The sequence below is a fragment of the Aquimarina addita genome, assembly GCF_039539305.1.
GTDB classification, from domain to species: domain Bacteria; phylum Bacteroidota; class Bacteroidia; order Flavobacteriales; family Flavobacteriaceae; genus Aquimarina; species Aquimarina addita.
The window spans coordinates 187,496-201,953 of record NZ_BAABCW010000005.1 but is presented as its reverse complement, the minus strand read 5'-3'; the positions used below and the strand labels follow the sequence as shown (position 1 = coordinate 201,953).

Annotated in this window: 7 protein-coding genes; 4 read left to right on the top strand and 3 right to left on the bottom strand. The window is 32.3% G+C overall.

The features are described 5' to 3' along the window. The first annotated feature begins 8 nt into the window (after window positions 1-8). The 4 genes from glmS to ABD816_RS08560 all read left to right on the top strand — a co-directional run bounded on the left by glmS (window position 9) and on the right by ABD816_RS08560 (window position 7,093). Window positions 9-1,856 (top strand): glutamine--fructose-6-phosphate transaminase (isomerizing), encoded by a 1,848-nt coding sequence (gene glmS / locus ABD816_RS08575; protein WP_344926451.1) that lies wholly within the window; start codon window positions 9-11, stop codon window positions 1,854-1,856. A 262-nt stretch (window positions 1,857-2,118) separates the two neighbouring features. Then, entirely contained in the window at window positions 2,119-4,833 is a 2,715-nt protein-coding gene (locus ABD816_RS08570) for a TonB-dependent receptor (protein ID WP_344926448.1), read from the top strand. Between the two features lie 389 nt (window positions 4,834-5,222). Continuing rightward, complete coding sequence (atpD, locus tag ABD816_RS08565) at window positions 5,223-6,731, top strand: F0F1 ATP synthase subunit beta (RefSeq protein WP_344926447.1); 1,509 nt, start codon at window positions 5,223-5,225, stop codon at window positions 6,729-6,731. A gap of 86 nt (window positions 6,732-6,817) precedes the next feature. Then, window positions 6,818-7,093, top strand: a complete 276-nt coding sequence (locus ABD816_RS08560) for a F0F1 ATP synthase subunit delta/epsilon (protein WP_344926445.1) — start codon at window positions 6,818-6,820, stop codon at window positions 7,091-7,093. Window positions 7,094-7,629: 536 nt separating this feature from the next. On the opposite strand, the gene ABD816_RS08555 is transcribed toward ABD816_RS08560, so the two are convergent. The 3 genes from ABD816_RS08555 to ABD816_RS08545 form a co-directional block, all read right to left on the bottom strand. Beyond that, entirely contained in the window at window positions 7,630-9,789 is a 2,160-nt protein-coding gene (locus ABD816_RS08555) for a T9SS type A sorting domain-containing protein (protein ID WP_344926443.1), read from the bottom strand. A gap of 537 nt (window positions 9,790-10,326) precedes the next feature. Further along, window positions 10,327-12,180: a T9SS type A sorting domain-containing protein gene (locus tag ABD816_RS08550; protein ID WP_344926441.1), complete on the bottom strand. Its 1,854-nt coding sequence runs from the start codon at window positions 12,178-12,180 to the stop codon at window positions 10,327-10,329. A gap of 1,104 nt (window positions 12,181-13,284) precedes the next feature. Further along, a complete protein-coding gene (locus ABD816_RS08545; protein ID WP_344926439.1) occupies window positions 13,285-14,112 on the bottom strand; it encodes a carboxypeptidase-like regulatory domain-containing protein in 828 nt (275 codons plus the stop codon). Window positions 14,113-14,458 lie beyond the last annotated feature (346 nt).

Genomic DNA, 14,458 nt, shown 5'->3' with positions numbered 1-14,458 from the left:
GGCAAAAAATGTGTGGAATAGTAGGATATATTGGTCATAGAGAAGCTTATCCAATAGTAATAAAAGGACTCAAAAGATTAGAATACAGAGGATATGATTCCGCTGGGATTGCACTTTATGATGGTAATGATATTAAATTATCAAAGACAAAAGGTAAAGTTGCTGACCTGGAAGAAAAACTGGAAAACGAAATTTCTATAGATGGAAATATAGGAATAGGACATACAAGATGGGCTACTCATGGGGTGCCAAACGATGTTAATTCTCATCCACACTATTCTAATTCAGGGAATCTGGTCATTATTCATAATGGAATCATAGAAAACTACGATGCTTTACGTAAAGAATTAACAAAACGTGGATATACATTTACTTCAGAGACGGATACCGAAGTATTAGTTAATTTGATTGAGGATGTAAAAACTAAGGAGAATGTAAAATTAGGAAAAGCTGTTCAGATTGCTTTAAATCAAACGGTTGGAGCGTACGCAATTGCTGTTTTTGATAGACAGAAACCAGACGAAATTGTGGTTGCCAGATTAGGAAGCCCGTTAGCAATAGGCGTGGGTGATGACGAATTTTTTATTGCGTCAGATGCCTCTCCATTTATAGAATATACGAATAACGCTATTTATCTGGAAGATGGAGAAATGGCTATTGTAAGACGAGGTAAAAAGATTAAAGTAAGGAATATACAAGATGATAGTCTGGTAGAACCTTATCTTCAGGAATTACAAATCAATCTTGAGCAGATAGAAAAAGGAGGGTATGATCACTTCATGCTAAAAGAAATTTATGAGCAACCTAATGCAATTAGTGATACCTATAGAGGTAGAATGAGAGTTGCTGAAGGAATCATAAAAATGGCAGGAATAGATGATAATCTGGCTAAATTGCTAAATGCAAAACGAATTATCATCATTGCTTGTGGTACTTCATGGCACGCAGGATTGGTAGCAGAGTATATTTTTGAAGAGTTAGTGCGTATCCCTGTTGAGGTAGAGTATGCATCAGAATTCCGATATAGAAACCCTGTGATTCATCAGGATGATGTGGTGATTGCTATTTCTCAAAGTGGTGAAACCGCTGATACTATGGCAGCAATCAAATTGGCAAAAGAGAATGGGGCTTTTGTTTTTGGAGTATGTAATGTGGTAGGTTCTTCTATTTCCAGAGAATCTCACGCAGGAGCATATACACATGCAGGACCAGAAATTGGTGTAGCTTCTACAAAAGCATTTACAACTCAGATCACTGTACTTTCTTTAATAGCATTAAAATTAGCAGAACGAAAAGGAACTATTTCTAATAGTGACTTTTTCTATTACCTTCAGGAATTAGAACGAATTCCAGAAAAAGTAAAGCAAGCCTTAGAGGTTAACGATCATATTAAAACTATTGCTGAGACTTATAAAGACGCAAAGAATTTTCTTTATTTGGGAAGAGGGTTTAATTTTCCTGTAGCACTGGAAGGTGCTTTAAAATTAAAAGAAATTTCCTATATTCATGCAGAAGGATATCCAGCAGCAGAGATGAAACACGGTCCTATTGCTTTAATTGATGAACATATGCCCGTAGTTGTGATTGCAACCAAAAAAGGTCATTATGAAAAAGTAGTTAGTAACATACAGGAAATCAAATCCAGAAAAGGTAAAATTATCGGGATTGTAACAGAAGGAGATACAAGTGTAAAAGAGCTTGCTGATCATGTAATAGAAATACCGGAAACAGAAGAGTTCTTAACACCGCTTCTTACGACTATACCACTACAATTATTATCATATCATATAGCGGTTATGCTAGAGAAAAATGTAGATCAACCAAGAAATCTTGCAAAGTCCGTAACGGTAGAGTAAAAATAAAAGATAATTTCTAAAATGGCTTGGCAAATTTCATTTTGTCAAGCCATTTTTAGTTTAAAATTTCATTTCTTAATTAAAGATTATCATTTAATAACCAAATCAGCGGTATTAATTACATGTGGTTTTCACGCGCTTAAAAATGAGGCAAAACCATAAAAATTAGAATTCTTGGTCTTTTTTAATTATTTTTGCGCAAATTTTTTTATAAAAATTTAAGTTCTCCCAAAGAAACTTGAACGATAACAAACTCAATGATATGAAGAAAATTATGTTTAGTATGATGCTCTTGATGAGCATCATTATGACAGGTCAAACGACTGTGAAAGGAAGAGTTATAGACGCTAGCGAACTTCCAATCCCATTAGCAAATATTACATTACGTGGTTCGTCAAATATAGGAACAGTAGCTGATTTTGACGGATTTTTTACATTAACCATACAAGAAACACCTCCTTTTTCTCTGGTAGTGTCTAGTATTGGCTATGAAACTACTACAACTAATGCCATTACAGCTAGTGTCGAAGATTTAATTATAACTTTAAATCAAGGGACTGAACTTGATATTGTAATTATCTCAGCCTCCAGAGCACCAGAACGTATCTTTGAATCACCAGTGAGCGTTGAATATTTTGGACAGAAAGAAATAAAGAATACACCATCTGTTGATTTTTACAGTGGGTTAGAAAACATAAAAGGAGTCGATGTAAATACGAATAGTTTAACATATAAATCTGTTAATACAAGAGGTTATGGGTCTTTTGCTAATACTAGATTTGTACAGTTAGTTGATGGTATGGATAATAGTTCTCCTTCACTTAATTTTTCATTAGGAAATTTAGTAGGGATATCAGAATTAGATGTAAGTAATATAGAATTATTGCCAGGAGCATCTTCTGCGTTATATGGAGCTAATGCTTTTAATGGTATTTTATTTATTAATAGTAAAAATCCTTTTGAATTTCAAGGAATTAGTGCCTATAGTCGAGGAGGTGTAACAACTCAGGAAGCGGCTGGAACCAATGCTTTTTATGATGTAGGCGTGAGAGCAGCTCATGCTTTTTCAGATAAGTTTGCTGCTAAGGTTAATGTATCCTATATTAAAGGTACAGATTGGTTTGCCGTTAACAATGATAATTTAAATGACCCGTCACTTAATCGTCAATCAGATCCTAACTATGATGGAGTCAATGTATACGGAGATGAGATTAGTACCACAGTTAATGGAGTGAGCGTCAGTAGAACAGGATACGAAGAACAAGATTTAGTAGATTATGATGCTGAAAGCTTAAAATTTAGTGGTTCATTGCATTACCGACCTATGGCAGATGATTTAGAAATTATTTATACAGGTAGACTAGGTAGGGGAACTACTTTGTTTCAAAATGCTAATCGTTTTTATTCTCCTAATTTCTTTAGTCAACAACATAAATTAGAGGTGAAGAATAATAATTTCTTTATTAGAGGTTATATAACTGCTGGCGATGCTGGCGATACATATGATACAAGAATTGCAGCTACTAATATTAATAACAGTTGGAAAAGTAATGACGATTGGTTTACCGAGTATTTTACAACATTAGCTGTTTCTGGAGGTAATCATGATCTTGCCAGAGCAACTGCTGATACAGGAAGATTAGTGCCAGGAACACCAGAGTTTGAAACTGCTTTTAATAGAGTAGTATCAGATCCTGATTTTACGACTGGTGCTAAATTTCAGGACGAATCAGAATTGAGACATGTAGACGCCAATTATAATTTTAGTCATATAACGGGAAATTTTGCTGATATACAAGTTGGAGGATCTTTCAGAGAATACAGGTTACGATCTTTTGGGACTGTATTTACCGATTTTGATGGTCCTATTTCATACGGAGAGGTTGGCATATATACACAGATACAAAAACTATTATTAGATGAGCGTCTCAAAATAACAGGCTCTATCCGATATGATAAATCAGAATTATTTGAAGGAAACTTCTCTCCAAGATTTTCTATAGGATATAATGCAGGTGAGGATAGGAATCATAATATAAGAACATCTATACAGTCTGGTTTTAGAAATCCAACCACTCAGAATTTGTTTATGGGTCTGGATGTTGTTAGAGCTATTACTATGGGGTCAGCAGCTGATAATCTTGATAGAGAATCAAGAGATTATGCATTATCTACAAATGGAACTGCCTTAACTGGAAATGCAAATGCTACTATTACAGGAAGAAATGCATTAGAAAATTCATATACTTTGGATTCTGCCGCAGAATTCATTAATGCTGCAGATCCATCATTATTGATAAAGTCTGATGTTCAATTAGTAAAACCAGAAAAAGTAACTGTATTAGAACTGGGATACAGAGGAAAATATAATGGGTTTTCATTAGAAGCTAGTGGATACTATAATATGTATCAGGATTTTATTACCTCAGAAAATGTTGTAGTACCATTTTATGGTGAAGCCACATCAAATGAGGATTTTACAAGTCCATCAGTACAAGCTTTATTTAATAATGATTTCAATATTTATAACATTGCAACCAATACCAGTGCCGAGGTTAATTCTTATGGAATGGTGCTTGGAGTAGATGGTAAAGTTTTTGGTACTTATGATTTTGGAGTAAATTATACATATTCAAAAGAAGATTTTGATGAAGATGATACAGCATATCAATCAGAATTTAATACTCCGGAGCATAAGGTAAAAGCTACTTTTGGAAACCGTAATTTATTTTCAAATTTCGGATTTAATACAAGTATAAGGTGGAGTGATAGCTATGTATGGAACGATGCTTTTGGAACTTCAGAAATCCCATCTTTTACAGTAGCTGATGCACAGATCAATTATACTATTTCCAGTTTGAAATCTGTAATTAAAGCTGGAGCTACTAATATTGGAGGAGAAGAGTATTATAATGCATTAGGAACAGGATTTATAGGGTCTCAATATTATATTGGAATTACAATCAATAATCTGTAAATTCAAATAAAAGTAACCAAATAAGAATATAAAAAAGGAATCCTGGTTGAAACTTCAACCAGAATTCCTTTTTTATATAAAATCAACATGATAAAAGAGATACTACTTGTTTTTTTATAATTGGGAGTGGTGTTTATTGATTTTCAATAATACAGAGTAGTTGTAAAATTTGAATTTGAAAAGATATTAATTACTTAGATAGCTGAATACAGAATCTTTCAAAACCATTTAAAATAGAATCATTTAATTAAAGAAAACAACTTTAAAAACAGCTCTTTAAAAAACAAAATAAAAGGCGTTATATTTTAATTTTAAAAAACTATATTTGCAGCCGGAAAAAGAGGGTTCTTTTTCATGTAGATAAGTACTAAATATTAAATAGTTATATAATGTCTCAAGTTACGGGTAAAGTATCACAAATTGTTGGTCCTGTTATTGATGTAGCGTTTGCTGCAGGTACAGAATTACCAAAAATTTACGATTCGTTAGAAATTAATAAAGTAGATGGTAGTAAATTGGTATTAGAGGTTCAATCTCACATTGGTGAAGATACCGTTCGTACCATCGCAATGGATTCATCAGATGGACTAAGTAGAGGTGTAGAGGTAGTAGCTACCGGTGCTCCTATACAAATGCCTATCGGAGGAGATGTATATGGACGTTTATTTAATGTAATCGGAGATGCTATTGATGGTCTTGGAGATCTGCCTAAAGCAGGAGAAAGTGGTCTTCCTATCCACCGTCAAGCTCCTAAGTTTGAAGATTTATCAACTTCTACAGAGGTGTTATTTACCGGTATTAAAGTAATTGATCTTATCGAGCCGTATGCAAAAGGAGGTAAAATTGGATTATTTGGTGGTGCCGGAGTAGGTAAAACTGTATTAATACAGGAGTTGATTAACAATATTGCCAAAGGTCACGGTGGTCTTTCTGTATTCGCAGGAGTAGGAGAAAGAACACGTGAAGGAAATGACTTGTTACGTGAGATGCTGGAGTCTGGAATTATCAAGTATGGTGACGACTTTATGCATTCTATGGAAGCAGGAGGATGGGATCTTTCTAAAGTAGATAAGGAAGTTATGAAAGATTCTAAAGCAACCTTTGTATTCGGACAGATGAACGAACCGCCTGGAGCACGTGCACGTGTAGCACTTTCGGGTCTTACAATTGCAGAATATTTCCGTGATGGTGCAGGAGATGGACAAGGAAAAGATGTACTTTTCTTTGTTGACAATATTTTCCGTTTTACACAAGCAGGTTCTGAGGTATCAGCACTTTTAGGTCGTATGCCATCAGCAGTAGGATACCAACCTACCTTAGCTACAGAAATGGGTGTGATGCAAGAACGTATTACTTCTACAAAGAAAGGATCTATTACATCAGTACAGGCAGTATATGTACCTGCAGATGATTTAACGGATCCAGCACCAGCAACTACTTTTGCTCACTTAGATGCAACAACTGTATTATCACGTAAAATTGCAGAATTAGGTATCTATCCAGCGGTAGATCCATTAGATTCTACTTCTAGAATTCTTTCTGCTGATATTCTGGGTGATGAACATTATAACTGTGCGCAGCGAGTAAAAGAGCTGTTACAGCGATATAAAGAATTACAAGATATTATTGCGATACTTGGTATGGAAGAATTATCAGAAGAAGATAAATTAGCGGTAGGACGTGCGCGTCGTGTACAACGTTTCTTATCTCAGCCATTCCATGTAGCAGAGCAATTTACTGGTATCCCAGGATGTTTAGTAGATATAAAAGATACAATTAAAGCCTTTACTATGATTATGGATGGTGAATTGGATCACTTACCAGAAGCAGCATTTAACCTTAAAGGTTCTATAGAAGAAGCAATCGAAGCTGGTGAGAAAATGTTAGCTGAAGCGTAAATAGTACTGAGATGTTCTAGTACTGAGGTTTGTTGTCGTATGATGATCTCTATACTAGTGACTCAATACTTAATATTTATAAAAATATGTATTTAGAAATAGTAACTCCAGAAGCGGTATTATTTAGTGGTGAAGTAACATCAGTTTCAGTGCCGGGTGTTGAAGGAGAATTTCAGATGTTGAATAATCACGCACCTATTATTTCCTTATTAACTAAAGGTAATGTGAAAGTTTATGGTACAATGAATTTAGAAGAGGAAGTTGCTGATAAATTCAAAAAAGAGAATGGAGTGACGTTATTACCCATTAATTCTGGAACTATCGAAATGAAAGATAATAAAATAATCGTACTGGCCGACTAGTTCAATTATTTAATAAAATGGTGAATCCCAAGCTTCAATTCTGAAGTTTGGGATTTTTTTTTGTGATTTAATAAGAGAGTTTATATGAGAATTACATAATATTTTTATTAAAAGTGATGTAATAAGGATCGATAATGTACGGATACGTTGTAGCTAAGTGTAAAACTGAATTGGATAGTAAAGTTCAATCTCTTCGCCATAAAGTAATATATTACAATAAAGTAGCTTTTTTCTTACTTTTAAATTTATTTGACGCTTTTTATGTGTTAAAAAGCATTTTTATAAGATAAAATGCGCAAAAAATTTGGTGATAAAGAAAATTATACTATCTTTACAGAGTGATAATTTAATTAGTGTTTTTATTCTCCCCAAGATAAAAACAATTATAAAAAGTGAGTTTTAATTTTAGATTAAGCCCCTAGATTAAGATGATTTGTGTGAAGAAAAAGAGTGCGGAGGCACTCTTTTTTGTTTTTATAGTTTTTAAATTTTACATTATTACGGAATCCATACTTATACCTTAAAATTAGCTCTTATTATTTCTTCACAAATTTTAGTGTTGATATCGTATTAGTGTTTTGAACTTTAGCATAATAAATACCTGTAGCTAAACTATTTAAATTTATGGTTTCACTATTGCTTAATATATTTGCTGTAAGCACCCTACTACCATTTATATCATATACATGAATTGTCGAATTTGCAGCATTATTAATAGTGATTACATTTGTAGCTGGATTTGGATACATTGTTATATTATTAATTTTCTCAGTAGATGAAATCTCCTTATTAGTTATGGCTGCATCGGTAAATCTCCACTGTGACCAGTTACCTCTCCATCCTGTAGTACCAACCGAAATAAAGTCCTCTCCATTAGATAATCTAGAATTATGAGCTTTATTATCTACATAGTAATTATTACCTATTTTGGTTAATTTCCATTTTACCCAGTCTCCATTATATGTGTAGGGAACAATTGTAATACCAGCTTCGCCAGTTTGACCAGTACCTTGTAGTCGCATTTTGTTTGCCACATTTTCAATATAAAAATAACCCTCTCCTGCATTAATTAATTTCCATTTACCAAGCCATCCTAAATCAACAGGTCTGGGTGCAGGCTCTATACCAGTGCCTAGTGGATTAGACTTTATCCTGTTATTGGTAGCTACATTATTAATATAATATGCATTACCTGCAGAAACGGATGTGTCTCCATTATTGGATTTTAATTTAATTACCACTAATGAATGAGCTGGTACACTTGTGGTAAATCCATTATCTGTAAAAGCAACAGCACCTGTTTTAGTAAATGTAGGAAATAGGTCTTCCTTACTAGTGCCCTTCCATACCCATCTCTCATAGTTGTCAGTAGATGTATCGTAGTTATTAATTGTTACAGACATTTGAGTAGCCGTTGTGTTCTTATTCATTAAATAAATCGTCATATTACCGGTACTAGGGGTATAATTTCCGTAGCTATATGTTTTACCATGTACTTTATCATCAGGAATCATCGGCCGTTCTTCTGCAGTATCATTTAAAATTTTCATAGCCCATCCCATAGCTGTTATTTTATTACCAGCATCATTAAATAAGGCATTAGCAAGACCTCCATCACCATTGGCTCCTCCCCATAGTGAATGTGAATTCCACATATATGTATACCCTACATTCTTATTTTCTTGTTGAGTGATCAATAAATCAAACCAACTTAATCCTTTGTACAATGCAGGAGAATTAGTATCCCAGTTCCCAAAAGAGTTGGATTCTGTAACTAGTATAGGTATATTAAGACCACGTGAATCTAAAATAGCTTGAGTAGCTTTTATATTACTATTAAGATCACTTCCATCATGATTTAACCATTCAACATAATTTCCTATTGGTCTGCCAAATAAATACTGATGTGTACTTACAAAATCCACTAAACTTGATGAATTAGGAAGATCTAAAACGGCTCTTGTCCAAGCTGTTCTTGATAGAATCCCTGTTCCGCATTTTATAGTAGGATCTACTGCTTTCATTGCTATTACAAAATCCTTATATAAATTCGCATAGTTTTGTGCGCTTCCACCAAAATCCTCTAAATTATGATTATGATCAGCTTCATTCCCAATTTGCCAATAAGCAACATCATAATTTTTAGCTTTAGCATATTTTACCCATTCTACAGCTACTTCAATAAGCTCTTCATAAGTAATATCATCAACTCCATCATTATAAAAGTGAGACATTATATTGATTACTACTATTGGCTTAATATTATTTCTTTCACAAATACCCATATATTCATCAAAATCCATGTCATTTTTGAACGTCCCGTTAGCATTAGTTGCCCAGTTTGAGACTGAATTACCTGCAGCAGGAAATCTGTCTTGCGCCGATATTTTAGGAACAAGAGTTCCTCCATAAGGTGGTGTATCCCATAAATAATTGTTAGCTAATTGCCCATAAGGAAAACGTAAAGAACCTATTCCCATCTCGACAAATCTTGATTCGTTAGATACATTTCTTGGCATTACTGGTTCTTCGTCAGAATCCATGAGCCAACAGGCATTTAAACTACCCACTCCTTTTTCTATAACCCCTGCTTGCAGATTATTTGTATTAAAAGTCACACTTTGTTGTGCCATGGTTGTAGTGAAGGCTAACAAAATTGAAATTGATATAAATGATTTGTATAGTTTGTTTTTCATTATTTCATTTTTTTATTACCAGGATAAAATAAAAAACAACTTTTTTACTTTGCCTTGTTGTTATCGGATTTATTAAATAAGTATATATAACTGTTGAATTCTGAAGTTAAATGATAATATTTTTCAAATAGTTTTATTTTAACTTTTGAAGTATTTCATTACCAAATATATTTATTTGCATTTAGTTCTTTAAAGAATTTCTATGGCTTTTAGAATTTGTAAGAATTTGTATAGAATTCGTCTTAAAATTACTTTTGGCTACTTCAGAAGAGATTCAATAAAATTTAATATTACTGTTAGAAAGTTACTTTTACAGACGTATTTCTTTATTATAATACTTGAGTTCAGTACCTCCAAAAATTTAATTTAAAAACATACGCATCAATTTTATGAAAATGTTTCTTTTGAAAAGTTTGTGGTAAAGTTCACCTTCAGATTTCACATAATCGGTTTATTAACCCTAACTAAACATTTATAATTTTTCGTTGTTTAATAATTTTTGAGTATTATTTTTTTTAGTTGCTTTAAATGAAAAAATTATAATTTGACTAACTTAGCAGTAGTCAGTGTATTTTCTGTATTTCTTATTTTTACTAAATAAACTCCCGTATCCAAATCATATAGTGAATAAAAGTTTGCAGACTCTTCAAAACTTTTGACCAATTTTCCTGAAATAGTATGAACTTCAACACTTTTAATATTATCATTATTTATTTGAAAAGAATCTGATACTGGATTTGGATATATTTTTATATTTGAAACTTTATTATAAGATGTAATTTCCTTATTAGTTGGGCTATTACCAAACTTGTCTGTTAGTTTCCATTTTACCCAGTCTCCATTCCAATTAATTGAACCTACTGTTACTTGATTATTTGAATTATTGTTTAACCTTGTCCCATGTGCAACATTATCTATAAACCAATTTGACCCTACCTGTGTCAGTTTCCATTGCACCCAAGTGCCACCATAATTTTTTGATACTAATTTTACCCCTGCCTGATCTGATGCTGCGGTTCCCTGTAATCTCGTTTGTGTAGCAGCATTTTCTATATAGTAATTTCCGTTGCCAGCATCTATAAGATCCCATAAGCCTTTCCAACCACTATCACCAGTTCCTGTACAAAGCACATCAGTACCAGCATTATTACTTTTCATACGCTGTTTATTGCCTACATTATCAAAATAAAATTTACCTAGTGATATACCAGGATTAGGATCAGTAGCATTAGAAGTTAAAAAATACTCAGAACTTATCATATATCCTCGGGAGTCTGTTGTTGTAAAATAAATAGTTGTCGCATCAGAAGGTACCGTAGCTATAATTTTATTTCCAGAAATAGTTGCTGCACTGGCTACCCAAATACGAGTAGACCATTCTGCTTCACTCGTGGTATAAAATAATGCAGCACTATCTATTCCTGCAGCAGCACTAAAAGAAACTGAGGCTGTGTTTGAGACCATAGTTGGCATTCCTAAATCTGGAAGAGCTACACCATTATTAATTACTTGATTAGCAAAAGCAAAAACCTCTTTTACTGTTGTCCAGTTTAAATTACTATGTCCGAAATTTTTGGAGTAACGTAATATTGCCTTTCCGTTTACAGCTCTAGATGACTTTTGGTTACCTGTAAGTGCAAAACTGGTATCGTTAGTACCGTTAATCCATAGTGTAGGAATTGTGACTCTAGAAAAATAGGCACTTCCATCATAATACCTATTCACAAATTGAGTTTTCGCTCCGTTCGTAATAGCTCTACCTATATACGTATCAATTTCAGGTACATATCCAGAGCCATATACCGGCACCGCAAAAGCCAACCTATTATCAAGCCCTATGACCGTACTCGTTAATACCCCACCCCAACTAGCACCTAAAATTCCAATCTTATTGGCATTAACTTCAGGAAATGAAGCGATAAGCGAATTAGCTTTTATAACCTGAGCAACCGCATGATAGTACCATTGCTGGTCAAATGGTAAGGTATAGTCATCAAATGCACCTACACGAGCAGGACCTGGTTTTGGAGTTGCATTACCGTTAGGATAGTGTCCTTCTAAATCCATACTTAATGCTGCATAGCCTTTAGCATTCCAACTACTAACAGCTGCAGTAACAGCGGTACCTCCACCTCCATGAACGAATACAACAGCAGGCCAACCTCCATTAGGAGGAACTCCCTCTGGAGCAGAATAATAAGCATAAACCTCTGCAGGAGTACCCAAATAATCTATAGATTCATAAAGAATTGATGTAAAGCCATTAACATTTTGCACATTAGTTGTCTTCCATGCAGGAACTTCATATAGGTCATCTAAATTCCAGGGACCTAAATTTTGAGCAGTGACCATGCTAAATGAAAAACAAAAAAGTAACGCAAAATATTTCATGATAAAGGTTTATAAAAAATGATTAAATGTATAATTTGTCAATGCTAATAGATGATCCGAATATCTTCATAGGTGCTAAATTTTATTGATCCATAAAGGTATTAATGGTTAAATAAGGAGTGACAGATATTGTTTCAATCGTTATTAATCTTTTTGAATTTTTTAAAAGTAGAAAAGGAATAACTAATTTTATGATATAAAATAGTATCTGATGCCTTTTAATTAGTAATCGAAAGATTATTTTAGGGATTTAGAATTATTGAAAAATAATTTATTAAGCTCAGTTTTTTTTTAAAATATCTTACTCTGCTGCGCTATACAGTTGAAGTGTATTCAGGCTTGTGTTTTGAAAAACATAAAAATAGATAACATATATAAGTAATAAGGACTATTGAATTATATATTGATTTTTAAATGTAAGTAAAATACTACATTATTTTAATATGAATCAATAAATGATGTTAAAAAGCGTATTTTAAAGATAAAAAACACAAAAAGTTTGGTAATAAAGAAAATAATACTATCTTTACAGAGTGATAATTTAATTAGTGCTTTTATTATCCCCAAGATAAAAGCAATTATAAAAAGTGAGTTTTAATTTTAGATTAAGCCCCTAGATTAAGATGATTTGTGTGAAGAAAAAGAGCGTGGAGACGCTCTTTTTTGTTTTGTAATATCTCTAAACTAATTTACTCTAAACAGTAAATAGTCAAAGTTCCATTTGTTAAGGCTTTTGGTTATATATACATTGACTAGTAGAAGAGGAACTGTTAATTTTTGATGTTAACATATGAAATTATGATCTAAACACAAATAAATTTAAAGTAGGTAAAAGACTACAATTTTTAATTAAATCGTTGTTTAATATGTTAAAAAGCATTTTTTAAAGATAAAAGACACAAAAAGTTTGTGTGTTACAAAATTTATACTATCTTTACAGAGTGAAAAATTAGTTAGTGACTTTTATTTTTCCCCAAGGATAAAAGTCTTTAAGAGTTGAGTTTTAATTTTAGATTAAGCCCCTAGATTAAGATGATTTGTGTGAAGAAAAAGAGCGTGGAGACGCTCTTTTTTGTTTCCCCCCTTTTTATTATTTGCTTTTATTTATTGATGTTTAGTTTTTTTGTCGATAATTGTTTTAGTATTTAAAAATATTTTACTCTTTTCATTAAGCAGTTCAAGAAATTCTAATTCATGGCCATAATTTAATAAGTCAAAATCAAACGTTTCATCTTCAACATATCTAATAAATTCTTCCACCCGATGTTCAGGAATATTAAAATTCTCGACTAAATAGCTGGATCCAAAATAATATTTAATAGATTTTACCGGCACTTCTGGAACTCCAGTTATTTTTTTATCTTTCACTTCAGCTCTAAAAAGCGGTATTAATAATTGATCTACAACATTTACAAGGTTTAAGCCATTAACCATTGGTTGCGCTTGCGAATGGATAGTTACGTTTTCTATATTATTTTTGTCATCTGAACTAAAGCCTTGCGCCGAAGGACTTTCTATTCCAAAATAAATAGCGTTAAGTTTTGGGTTAAATGTTCTTACATTATTTATATCTTTTTTAATGTTACCAGTAAGTCCTTTACTAGACACTAAAATTTCGTCTAATTTATTAACTTCTTCAATTAAAAAAATGGATATTCTTTGAGATTCTAAGATGGTTCGATTGATTTTTACATCAAAGTTTTGATATTCGAGAGCTCTAATTTCCAGGAGATCATTGAGTGCTACTGCTATTATAAATTCACCATTTTCATTAGTTACGGTGCCTTTTTTTGATGAAGAGTTATATACAGTTACACCTTCAATATCATTACCTTCAACTATAATTTTTCCATTTATATTTTCGCGTTGGATATTTTGAGAAATGCCTAAAAAGCCTAAGTAAAAGATCACTAGCGTCAGTAAATTTTTCATGTCTATGTATTTTCGTTTTTATCATTTCAAAGTTACTATAGAAATTTCATTTATTTTTATTTATACTTATGATATAAGTCATAAAATAATTTTATAATAAATTTGATTTTGTATACTTTCATTACAAGAATCAGACTGACAAAAACTTTTACTCTTTCATAACTCTATAAAAAAGACCTTTCCATTTGAAATTAAACACAATTAAATGTAAGTAAAATACTACTTATTGTATTTTTTATTTCAATTTTTAAGATTAAAAACATTTTTAATAGATAAAATACACAAGAAAGTTTGTTAGATATAAAATTTGTAGTATTTTTACATTGTGATAATTTAATATATCTTT

Coding starts and splice junctions, on each gene's coding strand:
- glmS (WP_344926451.1), top strand. CDS start 9: ATGTGTGGAATAGTAGGATATATTGGTCATAGAGAAGCTTATCCAATA.
- ABD816_RS08570 (WP_344926448.1), top strand. CDS start 2,119: ATGAAGAAAATTATGTTTAGTATGATGCTCTTGATGAGCATCATTATG.
- atpD (WP_344926447.1), top strand. CDS start 5,223: ATGTCTCAAGTTACGGGTAAAGTATCACAAATTGTTGGTCCTGTTATT.
- ABD816_RS08560 (WP_344926445.1), top strand. CDS start 6,818: ATGTATTTAGAAATAGTAACTCCAGAAGCGGTATTATTTAGTGGTGAA.
- ABD816_RS08555 (WP_344926443.1), bottom strand. CDS start 9,789: ATGAAAAACAAACTATACAAATCATTTATATCAATTTCAATTTTGTTA.
- ABD816_RS08550 (WP_344926441.1), bottom strand. CDS start 12,180: ATGAAATATTTTGCGTTACTTTTTTGTTTTTCATTTAGCATGGTCACT.
- ABD816_RS08545 (WP_344926439.1), bottom strand. CDS start 14,112: ATGAAAAATTTACTGACGCTAGTGATCTTTTACTTAGGCTTTTTAGGC.